At 62.6% G+C, this 14,638-nt stretch carries 11 protein-coding genes and 7 tRNA genes; 10 read left to right on the forward strand and 8 right to left on the reverse strand.

The features are described 5' to 3' along the window. Window positions 1-136: 136 nt before the first annotated feature. Complete coding sequence (gene zapE / locus GMOLON4_RS03275) at window positions 137-1,159, forward strand: cell division protein ZapE (RefSeq protein WP_245575357.1); 1,023 nt, start codon at window positions 137-139, stop codon at window positions 1,157-1,159. A 222-nt stretch (window positions 1,160-1,381) separates the two neighbouring features. Here zapE and aqpZ read toward each other — a convergent pair whose 3' ends face one another. Further along, entirely contained in the window at window positions 1,382-2,152 is a 771-nt protein-coding gene (gene aqpZ, locus GMOLON4_RS03280) for an aquaporin Z (protein WP_035731793.1), read from the reverse strand. A gap of 303 nt (window positions 2,153-2,455) precedes the next feature. Then, window positions 2,456-2,530, reverse strand: a tRNA-Val gene (locus tag GMOLON4_RS03285). Window positions 2,531-2,744: 214 nt separating this feature from the next. On the opposite strand from GMOLON4_RS03285, the gene GMOLON4_RS03290 reads away from it, so the two are divergent. The 3 genes from GMOLON4_RS03290 to GMOLON4_RS03300 all read left to right on the forward strand — a co-directional run bounded on the left by GMOLON4_RS03290 (window position 2,745) and on the right by GMOLON4_RS03300 (window position 3,071). Next, window positions 2,745-2,817, forward strand: a tRNA-Gly gene (locus tag GMOLON4_RS03290). Window positions 2,818-2,880: 63 nt separating this feature from the next. Then, window positions 2,881-2,951, forward strand: a tRNA-Cys gene (locus tag GMOLON4_RS03295). Window positions 2,952-2,999: 48 nt separating this feature from the next. Further along, window positions 3,000-3,071, forward strand: a tRNA-Val gene (locus GMOLON4_RS03300). Between the two features lie 125 nt (window positions 3,072-3,196). Here the strand turns inward: GMOLON4_RS03300 and GMOLON4_RS03305 are convergent. Both GMOLON4_RS03305 and GMOLON4_RS03310 read right to left on the reverse strand, forming a co-directional pair. Beyond that, the gene (locus tag GMOLON4_RS03305; RefSeq protein ID WP_051267421.1) at window positions 3,197-4,672 is read right to left on the reverse strand and encodes an HNH endonuclease signature motif containing protein; all 1,476 of its coding nucleotides are present in this window, start codon (window positions 4,670-4,672) and stop codon (window positions 3,197-3,199) included. A 496-nt stretch (window positions 4,673-5,168) separates the two neighbouring features. Continuing rightward, the gene (locus tag GMOLON4_RS03310; RefSeq protein WP_106486788.1) at window positions 5,169-6,317 is read right to left on the reverse strand and encodes an ISAs1 family transposase; all 1,149 of its coding nucleotides are present in this window, start codon (window positions 6,315-6,317) and stop codon (window positions 5,169-5,171) included. A gap of 198 nt (window positions 6,318-6,515) precedes the next feature. Between GMOLON4_RS03310 and GMOLON4_RS03315 the strand changes: the two genes are divergently transcribed. The 4 genes from GMOLON4_RS03315 (at window position 6,516) to GMOLON4_RS03330 (ending at window position 8,197) form a co-directional block, all read left to right on the forward strand. Beyond that, a tRNA-Gly gene (locus GMOLON4_RS03315) sits at window positions 6,516-6,588 on the forward strand. A gap of 63 nt (window positions 6,589-6,651) precedes the next feature. Beyond that, window positions 6,652-6,722 (forward strand) — tRNA-Cys (locus GMOLON4_RS03320). A 48-nt stretch (window positions 6,723-6,770) separates the two neighbouring features. Beyond that, a tRNA-Val gene (locus tag GMOLON4_RS03325) sits at window positions 6,771-6,842 on the forward strand. A 263-nt stretch (window positions 6,843-7,105) separates the two neighbouring features. Then, window positions 7,106-8,197, forward strand: coding sequence for an IS630 family transposase (locus GMOLON4_RS03330; protein ID WP_265415400.1), 1,092 nt, complete (start codon window positions 7,106-7,108; stop codon window positions 8,195-8,197). Here GMOLON4_RS03330 and GMOLON4_RS03335 read toward each other — a convergent pair. Further along, a complete protein-coding gene (locus GMOLON4_RS03335) occupies window positions 8,194-9,603 on the reverse strand; it encodes a glutamate decarboxylase (protein ID WP_026936595.1) in 1,410 nt (469 codons plus the stop codon). The genes GMOLON4_RS03330 and GMOLON4_RS03335 overlap by 4 nt on opposite strands. Before the next feature lie 59 nt (window positions 9,604-9,662). Beyond that, the gene (locus GMOLON4_RS03340) at window positions 9,663-10,529 is read right to left on the reverse strand and encodes a helix-turn-helix transcriptional regulator (protein WP_026936596.1); all 867 of its coding nucleotides are present in this window, start codon (window positions 10,527-10,529) and stop codon (window positions 9,663-9,665) included. A 158-nt stretch (window positions 10,530-10,687) separates the two neighbouring features. On the opposite strand from GMOLON4_RS03340, the gene GMOLON4_RS03345 reads away from it, so the two are divergent. Next, on the forward strand, window positions 10,688-11,275 hold the full coding sequence (locus GMOLON4_RS03345) for a protoglobin domain-containing protein (protein WP_026936597.1): 588 nt from the start codon (window positions 10,688-10,690) through the stop codon (window positions 11,273-11,275). 418 nt (window positions 11,276-11,693) lie between these two features. Then, on the forward strand, window positions 11,694-12,533 hold the full coding sequence (locus GMOLON4_RS03350; RefSeq protein ID WP_026936598.1) for a Cof-type HAD-IIB family hydrolase: 840 nt from the start codon (window positions 11,694-11,696) through the stop codon (window positions 12,531-12,533). A 40-nt stretch (window positions 12,534-12,573) separates the two neighbouring features. On the opposite strand, the gene GMOLON4_RS03355 is transcribed toward GMOLON4_RS03350, so the two are convergent. Continuing rightward, window positions 12,574-13,272, reverse strand: a complete 699-nt coding sequence (locus tag GMOLON4_RS03355; RefSeq protein WP_026936599.1) for a response regulator — start codon at window positions 13,270-13,272, stop codon at window positions 12,574-12,576. Between the two features lie 38 nt (window positions 13,273-13,310). After that, complete coding sequence (locus tag GMOLON4_RS03360) at window positions 13,311-14,573, reverse strand: sensor histidine kinase (protein WP_026936600.1); 1,263 nt, start codon at window positions 14,571-14,573, stop codon at window positions 13,311-13,313. Window positions 14,574-14,638: the final 65 nt, after the last annotated feature.

Consider the following 14,638-nt stretch of genomic DNA (forward strand, 5'->3'; position numbering starts at 1 on the left):
TATGTCGGCCGGGTTATCTGAGAGCTTAATTCTCGCGCGATTCCCGCGTACCCTGGAGTGTCCGAGTTTTGAGATTACGCAGGAGCGTTTCGTGGCATCAGGTGGCATCGTCCAGCTAACCGACCGGGTCCCTCACATGACGGCCGACGACATGGTCAAGGCACTCGTCCCGCCACCTCAGTTCAAGACCGCGAGCTTCGACTCGTATATTCCTGATGACGATTACCCGTCGCAGGCCGAGGCGGTCGAGATCTCTCGTGCCTTCGCGAACGACGTCAAGGGCTCGAGTTCGAGCGGCCGCGGTTTCTTTTCACGGATCCTGTTCAGCAAGAAGTCGAGCACTTCGAAGCCCGGCGTGTACCTCGACGGTGGCTTCGGTGTCGGCAAGACCCACCTCCTCGCTTCGACCTGGCACGCGTATCCCGGCCGGAAGTACTTCGGCACGTTCATTGAGTACACCGCGCTCGTCGGTGCGCTCGGCTACCAGAATGCGGTTAAGGCATTCACGGGTGCGTCGCTCATCGCAATCGACGAGTTCGAGCTCGACGACCCGGGCGACACGATGGTCATGTCGAAGCTCCTTGGCGAGCTGGTCGCGACCGGAACGTGCGTCATGGCGACCTCGAACACCCCGCCTAACGCGCTCGGTGAGGGTCGCTTCGCCGCGCAGGACTTTCTTCGGGAGATCACAAAGCTCGCGGATGTGTTCGAGACGGTCCGGATCGATGGTGTCGACTTCCGTCGTCGTGCGGTTGAGGGTGCGGCCGTCGTCACTCCTGCCGATGAGATGGATGCTGCGGTTTCGGCGCGTGCGGAGGCCGGTGAAACCGTGAGTCGTGACTCGTTCCGGGAGATCGTGGACCACCTCGCGCAGGTGCATCCCTCGAAGTACGTGCGGATGCTCGACGGCATCGACACGATCGCGATCGACGACGTCAAGGAACTCACGAACCAGGCAGAGGCGCTCCGCTTCGTCGCGTTCATCGACCGCGTCTACGACGCGCAGATTCCGGTCATCGCTTCCGGTCACCCGCTTGACCAGATCTTCGGTGGCGGGATGATCGAGGGCGGGTACCGCAAGAAGTACCTGCGCTCTGTGTCGCGACTCATCGCATCCACCGGTGCCGCAGCCACGACGCTGGTTAAGAACCCCGCCTAGGCGCCTGCGAAAGAACGTGCCCGTCGAGTGCAAACTCGTCGGGCACGTTTTTTTATGAGTGGGGTGTGAGTGGGAGCGAAATCTGGGTGACAGCGAGATGTCGCTAACGGTGTGGCGTTTCGCTCTGTGCTTGTTAGTTGTTGGTTGTTGGTTGTTGGTTGTTGGTTGTTGGTGTTAGTTGATAGTTGTTTTAGTTGCTGGCCTCTTTAGCTGGCGTTTGCTCTAGTTGTTGTCCTCGACTTCGCCCGAGATGTCGAGCGCCTCGCGCTTCACACCCGTGATGATGGCGTAGGTGAGGCCGGCGATTGCCGCGCCGATGAGCGGTGCGACCCAGAACATCCAGAGCTGGCCGAGGTACTCGCCGCCGCCGAACAGCGCGGTTGCGGTCGAGCGTGCCGGGTTCACCGAGGTGTTCGAGACGGGGATCGAGATTAGGTGGATGAGGGCGAGGCCGAGACCGATCGCGATCGGGGCGAATCCGACCGGGGCACGGTCGTCGGTCGCACCGAGGATGATGAAGAGGAAGAAGGCGGTCAGAACAATCTCGGCGATGAGTACGGCGACGAGGCTGAAGCCGCCGGGCGAGAGTTCGCCGTAGCCGTTCGAGGCGAAACCGCCGGGTTCGAAGCCTGGCTGACCCGATGCGATGAGCCACAGCACGGCTGCGCCGAGCGCACCGGCGATGACCTGCGTGATCACGTAGGGGAGCACGTCGCGCCACTCGAAGCGCTTCGCGACCGCGAGGCCTAGCGTGACTGCAGGGTTGAAGTGCCCACCGGATACGTGCCCGACAGCGTAGGCCATGGTCAGGACAGTAAGGCCGAAGGCGAGGGCGACACCCAGGTGTCCGATTCCGACGGAGATTTGGTCGTCACCGACGAATTTTGCGGCGAGTACCGCTGAGCCAGCACCGCCAAACACGAGCCAGAAAGTTCCAAGTGCTTCGGCGCCGAGTCGATGTGCGAGCCTCGGTGTTGCGGGTGAAGTTGACATGAGGTCCTCAGTTCGTTGCGATTTGAGACTAGAGACCGGAGACGGTCCGGCTTCACGCTACTGCGCACTATCACCAAGGCCGGCGTTGTTACGCGAAGTGTCGCTTACGAGACATCAACGAGAAGGTGACGATCTCGCGGATTCAGGATGCGTGAGGGTTAAGAGCAGGACGCTCAGGCCCGCGGGGATGGCTGCGCTGGCGCGGGCAGCGATGGCGGTGCCGGCGGCCGCGCGGATTGCGGTGCTGGTGGCCGCAGAAATGGCTCTCCGAGGCCGACATGGACGGCTGACCGAGTGATCTGATGGTGGGCCATACTGGGTTCGAACCAGTGACCTCTTCCGTGTGAAGGAAGCGCGCTACCACTGCGCTAATGGCCCATAACGAAGATTTATCTTGCCACAAGGCGGTGCGGTTTGCGAATTGGGACGCGCGCGACACGCCGAGTCTCTTCCGGTGTCTGCGCTGTAATTGCGCCGATGCAGTGCTGAGTTGAGGAAAAAACTCCGGTTTTGATTTGGTATTCGCCAGACGAGTGCTCTACTGTAGTTCGAGTGCTGAGGCGCCCGTGAGGGGTTATCGCCACGGTGCAGTGCGGATGTAGCGCAGTTGGTAGCGCATAACCTTGCCAAGGTTAGGGTCGCGAGTTCGAGTCTCGTCATCCGCTCGAGTGTGATTGGGGCTGGCCTTTGGGTCGGCCTTATTGCACGGGAATGAGAATCCCACACACGGTGACGTGGCCGAGAGGCGAGGCAGCGGCCTGCAAAGCCGTCTACACGGGTTCGAATCCCGTCGTCACCTCGGTTGCTCCACTTGTGGGGTGATTGTTTGCAGGTCTCGTGGAGATTTGCGCGATTGGCGCAGCGGTAGCGCGCTTCCCTGACACGGAAGAGGTCACTGGTTCGATCCCAGTATCGCGCACTAGAGAGTGGAACCCTGGTGGTGGGTTCGGTGCCCGATGGAGTGACCTCGCGAGTGGACCCCCGGATGGTGGGTTCGGCCGAATGTCTCCGTCGCCTATTCTCACCGCCTAGAACGCTCACCGCCTAGAACGGCGGTGTTTCGTCCTCATCCCCGGTTTCGGGCAGACTGGCAGAATTTTCTTCTGCCCCACTTTTCGGTGGTGCCTCCTCCGCAAGACCGGAGCCAGCGGCCTGGTCCGTCGGCACGAACTTCGGCCCCATTGCGACCGGCTCGGTCGTGACGACCTGCCCCAGCGGCGTCCGCCACTCGAGAACCCCGCCACCGAGGTTGGTGACGGTCCAAGGCTTTTCGTGCTTCTGCACGTGGTGAGATCGACATAGATGAGCCATGTTTGACTCCGAGGTACGGCCGCCCTCGCTGAAGGGCTTCGTGTGGTCCGCCTCGCACTGCATCGCGGGGCGGACGCACCCGGGGAATCTGCAGGTGCGATCACGCACCTGCAGGAAGCGCCGCAGGCTCGCGTCCGGCGTGTACGCCTCCACACTCCTCGTGTGGCCCGTGACCGGGTCCGTCAGGACCCGCCGGAACGCTGTCGCCTCGCCCGCCAGCTGGCAGGCCTCATCAAAACTGATGGGGTGCATCCCGTTCAGGAGCGCCGGCTCGCTCCCATCCGCCCGGCCTGTCAGCAGGCTCAAAGCGGGAACCACGATGCTCACAACCGCCTTCACCTGCGACTCACCGGGAGTCGCACACAGAAGCGTCTCCGCAAAGATATCGGCGCGGATCTGCGCCGTGGTCCGCGTGTCCGGCGCGAACTCCGCCGGGGGAGTCTCGCCGCGGGCCTCCGCCGCCCCAGCCTGCCTGCGATGGTCCTCGGCCGCGGCTCGGTCCGCCTCTCGAGTCTCACGCGCCCGAACATCGAGCAGCTTCGCGATGGGGCTGGCGAGCTCCGTCGGGAGGTACGCCGTCAGCATCGACATGCCGAGGCCGTCGTGACGGAGGCTCACGAACCTATCCGCGCGGGCCAACTTGTGCGACTCCTCAAACGACTTCGCCGCGATCGTCGCGGCCAAACGTTCCGCCTGTGTATCAGTCTGGCCAGCGGTGTGTCGCCGCCCGAACTCCAGCACCTGGGCCGAGTACTCGGCGAAGTGCTCGGGCTCCAGGACTCGCGTGTGCTTCAGCATCGCGCGAGCGTGACGGATATCTACGAGGCCAGCCTCGATCTCATCCACCCATTCCGCGAACTCGGTCACGAGCCGGTGGGCGTCGTGTGCCCGACCGCGTAGCGATCGCTCCGAGTCATGCGACCCCAGCGCGAACTCGCCCAGGATCGAAGAGAAGTGCCACTCGAACACTTCCTCCCGCGTGCCCGGATGGTACTCATCCGGCGCCGCGACCGCGGCCGATGACCGCTCCCAAGCGATCTTGTACGCGGCAGCGAGTGCCCGGAGCATCCGCGCCTCCTCGGCGCCTCGCGCCACGTAGGCCTCGTTGTACTCGGTCAGCGCGGACTTCAACTCTTTGTTGAAGAGGTCATCAGCCGAGGTGAAGCGTCCTCGTGCTGGCTGCGGCTCTTCCTTGGCGTTCGTGGTCACGGGACAGTTCACCTCCTCGGAAGGTGCTCGCTGAATCGTTTCTGGCCGACTAGTTGAGGCTCCGACGAGCCTTTGACGTTGGCTCATCAACGGTGATGGATCTTGAGTCAAGGGGGGACGAATTGCCGTGAGGCGAGGGAGACGATTGTTGCTTCGAATCTACTTCCAGCCTCCGACATTTCCGGCTGGGTGGTTGTCGGCGGCGATGTGGATTCGGGAGGTGATTTTTGAACTTGTGACTACGTTATGTCGACCCTCCGACATTTCCGTCGCGGCCGTCGTTTGCTCGGAGGGAGGTGGGTTGAGAAATCGTGAACCGGAGGCTCACCTGCTCGATCTGGATGATGTTACGACGAGCCTCCGACGTTTCCGGCCCGCCGGATAATGTAGGTGCGGTGGTCCAGCCCGCAGCGTGACCAGACGCCAAAACGAAAAGTCGAGCCACCGACATCCACGACAAATGACCCAGCGCATCCGCCCGAGTTGCAGGGCTCTTTCAAAGTCCGGTGATGGTTCTGATCGTGTTCGGGCGTGTGCCAGCATGGCGCAGGGCCGCGGTGATGTTCGTCGCGCCAGCCAAACGGTGCACGGTGATCGCTAGGTTTCGGATCGTGGCCATCAAGTGCGCGGCGTTGCCGGTACGGACCTGGGAAGCATCTTCGCGGTAGGCGGTATCGCGGATCCAATGCAACCGGTTCTCGATACCCCAATGCCCGCGAATGTAGCTCGCTAGGGCGGCGGGGCTGGCCTGTTCGGGTGGCAGCGAGGTGATCACGAACACGTGCTCGCGCGTGGACTCGCGGGTGCGGGGGTTGGTGCGGTCGCGCGTCAATCGCATTGTTTGTGCCGCGTGCGGGAACCTGATTCGCGTCGGGGCGGGCAGGCAGGTCGCTTCCCAGCGAGTGATCCTGCCGTGTTTCTTCTCGGTGTCGAGAAAGCCGGGTTGGTGGTGGGCCCAGTTCTGCTGCATGATCCGATCGCGCAGTGCTCGCTGGTTCGATTTCACGGTGAAGACATAGTGTGCGCCGTGCTCGTGTAACCAGTGTGCGTGGGATGTTTGGGTGTGGAGCGCGTCCGCAGTGACGATCATCCCCTGCAGGTCACCGAGCCTGGCGAGCAGGATCGGGAAGTGCGGGATCTCGTTCGTTTTCTCCGGGATGGGTTCTTGCTCGATCACACAGCCGGTACCGTGATCGAACGCGGCCATCAGGAACACGCGTTGCCCGTTGGCGTGTTTCGCGCCGCGGACTTCTTTGCCGTCGATGGCGACGACCTTGCTGGTGACGGAGTGCTGGTTGCGGGTCCACGCGCCTAAGTGTTCGTCGAGCCAGACCGGGTCGGCGCTGGTCGCGACGCGGTGCATCGTGGCGAGGGAGGGGGTTCGTCCTGATGGGAACGGCCGGGTTTGGGCTTGGTGGGCGGCCCATTCGGTGATCATGGTGAGGGATTTTGCGCCGCAGAGTACCGCGGCCACGAAGATGCTGAGGAGTTCCGCGAATTCGTACCGGCAGCCGCGTCGGGAGCGTGGGTCTGGGGTGGTCGCGAGGAGATTGCGGAGGGCCTCGAAATCGATTTCGGGGACAGCCTCGAAGTCGGTCGGAGCAGTGGTGGTGGCGCAAATCAGGTCGATCAACGATGATGACATGTGAGAACTCCTGTGTTCCAACGGTTGTGGTAACCACCGGATTAACAGGAGTTCTCATCGGTTAAAAGCGGCCACGCCGCGCGCACGCCTCATCCAGGACTTTGAAAGAGCCCTGCCCGAGTTGGCAATCAACCCCGAATTGCAGTAATGTAGTTCGAGTGCTGAGGCGCCCGTGAGGGGTTATCGCCACGGTGCAGTGCGGATGTAGCGCAGTTGGTAGCGCATAACCTTGCCAAGGTTAGGGTCGCGAGTTCGAGTCTCGTCATCCGCTCGAGTGTGATTGGGGCTGGCCTTTGGGTCGGCCCTATTGCACGGGAATGAGAATCCCACACACGGTGACGTGGCCGAGAGGCGAGGCAGCGGCCTGCAAAGCCGTCTACACGGGTTCGAATCCCGTCGTCACCTCGGTTGCTCCACTTGTGGGGTGATTGTTTGCAGGTCTCGTGGAGATTTGCGCGATTGGCGCAGCGGTAGCGCGCTTCCCTGACACGGAAGAGGTCACTGGTTCGATCCCAGTATCGCGCACTAGAGAGTGGAACCCTGGTGGTGGGTTCGGTGCCCGGTGGCTTGACCTCGCGAAAACAGGTCGAACGCGTTGCGTTCTTCCCTGAAGTTTTCGCGCTGGTTCGATCCCAGTATCGCGCACTAGAGAGTGGAACCCTGGTGGTGGCTCGGTACCCGGTTGGTGCCAGTCATGGTCCCAGTCACGCGAACCCGCCGCAACGTCAATGGGAAGAACACCTAGTGTGTTGCACCGTTAATTCGTTGCTAGTTTTGTAGAATGGAGTATGGCAACACGTGGACCTTCTCTTCCCGAACTGAAGCTCTCTGAAACTGAGCGTGACCAACTGGAACGGTGGGTGCGTCGCCGGAAGTCAGCGCAGGATCTCGCGTTGCGTTCTCGGATCGTGTTGGAATGCGCGACTGGGGCTTCGAATTCCGAGGTGGCCAATCGTATGGCGGTGTCGTTACCGACGGTGCGCAAGTGGCGTTCGCGGTTTCTGGAGCGGCGGCTGGACGGGCTCGTTGACGATCCGCGGCCGGGTCGCCCCGCGCTGATCAGTGTGGACCGTGTGGAACAGGTGGTCATCGACACGCTGGAATCGACGCCGCAGAACGCGACGCACTGGTCACGGGCGAAGATGGCGGAAAAGTCGGGGCTGTCGAAATCGACAGTGGGGCGGATCTGGAAGGCATTCGGGTTGAAGCCCCACCTGGAGGAAGGGTTCAAGCTCTCCAACGACCCGCTGTTTACTGAGAAGGTCTACGACATTGTTGGCCTCTATCTGAACCCACCCGAGTCGGCGGTGGTGCTCAGTGTGGATGAGAAAAGTCAGGTGCAGGCTTTGGCCCGCTCGCAACCGGCGTTCCCGATGATGCCGGGAGTCCCCGAACGGCGCTCACACGACTATGTCCGGCATGGCACCACGAGTTTGTTTGCCGCGCTGAACGTCGCTGACGGGACGGTGATCTCCTCAATTCATCGTAAGCATCGCTCGATCGAGTTCAAGAAGTTCCTCCAGAAGATCGACAAGAACGTCCCCGAACACCTCGACGTGCATGTGATCTGCGATAACTACTCCACACACAAGCACCCCACCGTTAAGGCGAGGCTTGCCAAGCACCCTCGGTTTCACATGCACTTCACGCCGACTTACTCGTCATGGATCAACCAGGTTGAACGGCTCTTCGCCGAAGTTACTCGTGATCTTTTACAGCGTTCCGATCATCGCAGCGTGCAAGCGCTCGAGAGAGACCTCCGCGGTTGGGTGAAGGCGTGGAACGAGAACCCGAAGCCGTTCATCTGGACCAAGACCGCCGAGGAAATCCTCGAATCCATCGCCAAATACCTGAAACGAATTAACGGATCAGGACACTAGTGCGCGAAGCTACGCCCGGAGGCTTCGGCATCACGGGGGAGCGGCACCGTGAGCGACTCCAGAAACGTAACCTCCTCCTGAATCGCCTGGAGCAGATGGCCCGCGAGGTCTCTACTCAGGCCGAGACGAACCACAATGCGCTGCACAACGAGGTCGGACAAATCATCCGGCATGGGATAGGCCGGTACGAGCCAGCCGCGCATGCGAAGTCGATCGGCGAGGTCATAAAGGTCCCAGTTCTTCGCACCTCCGTCACGAAGCCGCCAAGTAAACACCGGGATCGTGTCGCCCCTACTGATGAGGTCGAACGGCCCCATCGCCTCGATCGCTGAGGAGAGATACTGGGCGACGTCAAGCGACTCCTGTTGCACCATTCGATATCCCTCGCGCCCGAGCCGCAGGAACTGGTAGTACTGCAGCAATACCTGCGCACCTGGCCGGGAAAAGTTGAGGGCAAGGGTCGGCATGTCGCCGCCGAGATAACTGACGCGGAAAATAAGGCTCTCGGGGCAGACCTGTTTGTTGCGCCACACGACCCAACCGACGCCGGGATAGACGAGTCCGTATTTGTGTCCCGATGTGCTGATCGAGTTCACCCGGTAGATCGCAAAGTCCCACGCAAGCTCAGGCTGACAGAAAGGCGCAACCATCGCTCCCGAGGCGCCGTCCACGTGGATGCGCACGTCGATTCCCGTAGCAGCCTCGATCTCATCGAGCTTCGTCGCAATCTGCGCCACGGGTTCGTACAGGCCCGTGTAGGTCTGGCCGAGGATGGCGACGACGCCGATGGTGTTCTCGTCGACGTACTTCTCGAGCTCGTGACCATCCAGCACGAGGTGGTCAGAAGTTACCGGCACGTAGCGCGGTTCGACTTCCCAGTAGTTGCAGAATTTCTCCCACACCACCTGGACCCCTGCGGATAGCACGAGGTTCGGATTCGCGGTCGACTCGCCCTTTGCTTTTCGGCGCTCCTGCCAGAGTCGTTTGAGCGCGAGGCCACCGAGCATGCACGCTTCCGACGACCCGATGGTGGACGTGCCGATGGTGTCTTCCGGGTCGGGCACGTGCCAGAGGTCGGCGAGCATCCGCCAGCAGCGGTCCTCGATGTCGGCCGTGGCCGGGTACTCATCCTTGTCGACCATGTTCTTGTCGGCGGCCTCGGCGTAAATCCGCTTCGCGTTGTCATCCATCCAGGTCGACACGAACGTTGCGAGATTCAGCCGCGAATTACCGTCGAGCATCGCGGTGTCGTGGACAATCTGATAGGCCGTGTCAGACTCCATCATCCCTTCGGGCATCGCGTACTTCGGCAGTTGCGTCGCTTCGCCCGGTCGTACGAATACCGGATTCACATTGAGGCGCGCATCAAAACTCTGCTGTGACGGGTCGCTGAATAAATTAGGCATGCGAATCTTCTCCTACTGTCAGACCTCGAGCGGTCGTCTCTTGTCTAGTCCTCGCACCATCAAGACACGTGGGATGCGGCCCAGTCCCGCGGCGATACGCCAATTCGGCGCGTGAAGGCTCGCGAAAACGCGGGCGTCGTCCCATAGCCAACATTCTGGGCGACCTGGCCCACTGAGTCGCCGCGCAGCAGCAGTTCCTGGGCCACGAGCATCCGCCACTCGGCGACATAGTCGGCAGGCGGCTGGCCGACCACCGCGGCAAATCGCTCGGCGAACGTGCTGCGGGCCATGCGTGCCTCGCGCGCGAGCGCCTCGAGGGTCCACGGCCGAGAAGGATGCGCGTGAATCGCGGTGACCGCTCGGGAAAGATCCGGGTCGGAGAGTCCGGCGATCAGCCCTGCGGGTAGTTGGAGCTCTGATGAGTGATCCACAACCCACCGAAAGAATTGAATAAGTACGACGTCGAAGAGCCGGTCGATCAGTAGCCGGTCTCCGCTGAGGCCCTCATCGACTTCGGCAAAGAGGAGGTCGAGCGCGGGCTGCAGCCGGTTGACGGAGGTGAGCGGCAACACAATCACGGGCGGGAGCGCCCGAAGCAGCGGGTGATCGTGGCCCTCGGGAACCTCAAGCGTCGCGCACGCAAAGTCGGAATCCTCCGTCGGCGCGTTGTGGAAGGCGTGCTCGAGCGGCCGCGGGTACACCAACATGCTCGGCTCGGTGACCTCGATTCGGTGCAGTGCCCCAGCCTCATCCCGGTGGGTCACGGCCATCTCGCCCTGGCGAAGCACGTGTAAGAAGCCACGGCCAGGATGCGCGGCAAAGGTCGTGACGCCACAGAGCGGCCCTTGGTAGAACAGCCTCGCGCGAATATGAAACCGCTCGAGGATCGGTCCCAGCCGGTCAGCATCGCGTTCCTCGTTCGCCATGCCATCAGCGTGGCAGACGAATAGGTAAAAACCATGGACGAAATGAACCATCTCTGAGCCATCACCCCGCGATGCTTGAACCGTGAGGCAGGATGCGCATCCCGGCAACGCGCGCTCCTGTCGTTGCGAGCAACTCACGAAGGTTCAAGGAGGAACTCATGTCCGAGACAATCCCTGGCTACACCTATGACAGCCCGGATCTCGCGCCGTCACCGGTGACGTTGGACGATCTTCGCAACCTACAAACCACGCTGCTCTGGAGCGACGCCGACACCGAGGCGTTGAGACGCGCGGGCGAGATCCTGATCCCGCAGACCGATGCCATCCTTGACGTGTGGTACGGCTTCGTCGGCTCGACACCGCATCTCGTCGCGACGTTCGTGGGGGAGGGCGGCCAGCCAGACGGCGAGTATCTCGATCGAGTCCGCGCGCGCTTCGGCCAGTGGATCGCCGATCTCACGACGCGGGACTTCGATGAGCATTGGCTCGCGTACCAGAACGAGATCGCGAGGCGACACCATCCAACCGGCAAAAACGAGACCGACGGGGTGAAATCACCCTCGACGCACGTGCCGCTGCGTGACCTCATCGGGTTCGTGGTGCCGCTGACCGTGACGATTCGCGACTTCCTCGCGAAGGGTGAGTCGGATGCGGGTCGGCTGGATGCGCTGTATCACGCGTGGTTCAAGGCGGTCACCTTGACCGCGGCGCTTTGGGCGCGGCCCTACGCCCCGGACACCTGGTGACAATAAGAGTTCGAGACAATGCGCACAATTCGGGACTTGTGGCGCGCTGGGACGTATCGCGACGCAGATTAGGTAAATGGAAGTGGACCTTCTGAAGGTTTTCTGAGGCCTATCTCGGCATGATTCTCGCGACGACCCCGCTGGATGAGCAGTAAGCGTTCTTTGCGACCATCCCGCTGCCGATTCGACTCGCGTGCCAATTCGTCGTCGAGCGCCTCTGCAGGAAGCAGTAATCGACGCTGTTCCCCGGGAGGGAGATCCCGCTGACGATCTAGCGCGCTCGCCGAGTAGTCTCCGCTTACCGAGTAGCCCCGAAGGGGCGTATCGAGGTCGAACGCTGGCTACAAACGGATGCTCCTGCAAGTATGGAAGGGTCTCGCCTCCAACGAGCGCGCACCGTCCTGCACAGGAGACCGCCATGCCAAAGATCGTCTTCCTTGATATCGACGGCACGATCGTCGACTACGACAACAGCATCCCCGAATCAGCCGTCGCGGCGATTCGGGCTGCCCGCGAAGCCGGCCACCGCGTGTACCTCAGCACGGGCAGGAGCAGGGCCGAGATCTACGACGAGCTGTGGGAGATCGGCTTCGACGGATTCATCGGAGCGAACGGCGGCTACGTCGAGGACAACGGCCAGGTCGTGCTGCATCAGCATCTGACGTCGGACCAGTGCCGCCGCGTCGTCGACTGGCTCCACGGGCGCGGCCTCGAGTTCTATCTCGAGTCCAACGCGGGCCTGTTCGGGAGCGAACACTTCGAGTCGGCGTCACAGCCCGTGATTCGCAAGTACGTCGCGGGCAAGGGGGAGCCCGGCGCCGACGCGACGATGGTTCAAGACGTCTTCCCTGACATGGTGTTCGGCGCGAACCTCTTCCGCGATGACGTGAACAAGATCAGCTTCATATTGAGCTCGTGGCAGGACCACCTCGACGCCACGGCCGAGTTTCCGGACCTCGAGTCGGGCAGCTGGGGCGGCCGCGGCGCGGAGGCACTGTTCGGTGACCTCGGCGTCGCGGGCATCACGAAGGCGCACGCGGCGGATGCATTGCTGGAGTACCTCGGCGCCGACCGTGCCGACACGATCGCGTTTGGGGATGCGCGGGTCGACATCCCGATGCTGGAGTACTGCGAGGTTGGTGTTGCGATGGGCAACAGCAGCCCAGACGTGCTCGCCGTCGCCGATTACGTCACCGGCGATGTCGCCCACGATGGCCTCGCGGCGGCCTTCAAACATCTGGGTTTGCTCGAGCCATGACGAGACGAAGTCGCCCCACGCGATGCTAGCTAGCGACCAATCACGAACGAAACCCCGACTCGAACGCCCAGATGACCACGTGCACGCGGTCGGGCAAATCGAACTTCTCGAGGATGCGCCCGACGTGCGACTTCACCGTCACCTCGGCGAGGAAAAGCTCCGCCGCGATCGTCGCGTTCGACTCGCCAAGCACCAGGTGCTCGAGAACGTCGCGTTCCCGCGCCGTGAGCCTAGTGAGCATCCGCTCTCGCTGCGCATCCCGCTCGGCAGCCTCCGCAGACGCCTCGCGAGGCACGCCAGAAGTGAACCGCCCGAGCAAGGTTCGCGTCATCGAAGGATCGATAATCGCGTTCCCGGCGTGCACCGTGTGAATTGCCCGCACGAGTTCCTCGCCCGGCGCATCCTTCAGCAGGAAGCCGGATGCACCGGCCTCGAGCATCCGCACCGCGAAATCCTCCGAGTCATACGTCGTGAGCGCGATCACGCGAATCGCCTGCGCTTCGGCCTCTCCCGCGAGAATCCGCGCGGTCGCCTCAATGCCGTCCATCCGCGGCATCCGCACATCCATCAGCACGATGTCGGGGCGCAGCCTGAGCGCGGCTTCGACGCCCGCGCGACCATCCTCGGCACGTCCGACCACCTCGATCTGCGGGTCCGAGCCCGCGATGAGCGAGAGCCCCTCGCGAACGAGCGCCTGGTCATCCACGATTAGGACGCGAATCTGTTCGGATTCCGGCATACCTATCCTTTCAACGTCTGAGGGACGCTCCGTCGCGCTCACGCGTAGGGCCATTCGGCGCGCACCTCGAAGAGGTGGTCGGTCTGCCGGACCGTAAGATCGCCATCGAAGAGCTCGGCCCGCTCGCGCATCCCGAAGAGCCCCCGCCCCGAGGTCGTGCCCGATTCGGATGCGAGGCTCAGCGTTCCTGAGCCCACCGTTCCTGAGCCCACCGTTCCTGAGCTCACAGGCCCGGTACTCGACGGCAGAGAATTTCTGGCTACCAGCGAGACGCCACGTTCGCCCCAGGACAGGGTCAGCTCTGCGCGCTGCCCGGGGGCGTGTTTCAGGATGTTCGTGATCGATTCCTGCGCGACCCGATACAGCGCGAGGGACTGGCCGCTCGGCAATTCGCGAGGCTCGCCCTCCTCGGCGTATTCAAGCGGCAGTCCCGCGAGCTTGGCGCTCTCGGCGAGGTCCGGAATGTCGGCGACGCCGTAGGCCGGGGCCTCGGTCTGCGCGCCATCGACCTGATGCAGTAGCACCTTGACGTCGCCGAGCGCGGTGCGGGCCGCGCCAGATATTTCGTTGAAGAGTGCGTACGAGGTCTCGTCACCGGGACCCTTGGTGCGCATCCTGCCGCCCTCGGCGAGCGTCAACACCGACGCGAGCGAGTGCGCGATGATGTCGTGCATCTCGCGCGAGATACGGGTGCGCTCCTCGGTCACCGCGAGCTGCGCTAGGCGATGCGCATCGCGTTCCAGAAGGTCGGCGCGTTCGCGCTGGCGGACGACGTCCATGAGCTGGCTGCGCCGGAGCATCCCGAGGGCCCAGGCTGCGACGAACGCAATGGTGGACACGACCGCCAGTGACAGCAACGAATTGAGTCGCTCCTCCGGGCGGAGTTCGGCCATATAGAAGAAGTTGTTTCCCGCACTCGGGAAGAGCCCCAGCCAGCCGTCCAACACCGTCATGAGGAGGGCGAGGACGAGGGGTACGAATGCGACGAGTCGCAGTCTTCGCGGCGCGAACGCGGCGACTCCGTAGGTGCCGACGAGGACGATCAGGTAAACGAAGAGCTCAAAGCGGAGCCCCATGGCGTAGCTCGTTCCGGCGAGCACGGTCGCGAGCCACAGGAACGTGATTGGCGAAGACCTTCGGATGGCGAAGAGCAGCACGGCGGGGACGAAAGCAATCGACGCAAAAACGTTCCCACCGACTGCGCCGAGCAGCGATAGCGCGAGCAACACGCCGCCCGTGACCCCGTCGAGGAGCAGGACCCGCATGGGTCGCTCGTGGGTCGCGATGAAGCTCTCGTGCATGCACCCATGGTAGGAGCACTCGTTCGCCTCGACCCCATCCAAAGGTATGGGTTTCCCCACCGCAA

Origin of the sequence: Gulosibacter molinativorax (genome assembly GCF_003010915.2) — a bacterium.
GTDB classification, from domain to species: Bacteria; Actinomycetota; Actinomycetes; order Actinomycetales; family Microbacteriaceae; genus Gulosibacter; species Gulosibacter molinativorax.

Coding starts and splice junctions, on each gene's coding strand:
- GMOLON4_RS03345 (WP_026936597.1), top strand. CDS start 10,688: ATGTCCGAGACAATCCCTGGCTACACCTATGACAGCCCGGATCTCGCG.
- GMOLON4_RS03355 (WP_026936599.1), bottom strand. CDS start 13,272: ATGCCGGAATCCGAACAGATTCGCGTCCTAATCGTGGATGACCAGGCG.
- GMOLON4_RS03310 (WP_106486788.1), bottom strand. CDS start 6,317: ATGTCATCATCGTTGATCGACCTGATTTGCGCCACCACCACTGCTCCG.
- zapE (WP_245575357.1), top strand. CDS start 137: ATGACGGCCGACGACATGGTCAAGGCACTCGTCCCGCCACCTCAGTTC.
- GMOLON4_RS03340 (WP_026936596.1), bottom strand. CDS start 10,529: ATGGCGAACGAGGAACGCGATGCTGACCGGCTGGGACCGATCCTCGAG.
- GMOLON4_RS03360 (WP_026936600.1), bottom strand. CDS start 14,573: ATGCACGAGAGCTTCATCGCGACCCACGAGCGACCCATGCGGGTCCTG.
- GMOLON4_RS03350 (WP_026936598.1), top strand. CDS start 11,694: ATGCCAAAGATCGTCTTCCTTGATATCGACGGCACGATCGTCGACTAC.
- GMOLON4_RS03335 (WP_026936595.1), bottom strand. CDS start 9,603: ATGCCTAATTTATTCAGCGACCCGTCACAGCAGAGTTTTGATGCGCGC.
- GMOLON4_RS03330 (WP_265415400.1), top strand. CDS start 7,106: ATGGCAACACGTGGACCTTCTCTTCCCGAACTGAAGCTCTCTGAAACT.
- aqpZ (WP_035731793.1), bottom strand. CDS start 2,152: ATGTCAACTTCACCCGCAACACCGAGGCTCGCACATCGACTCGGCGCC.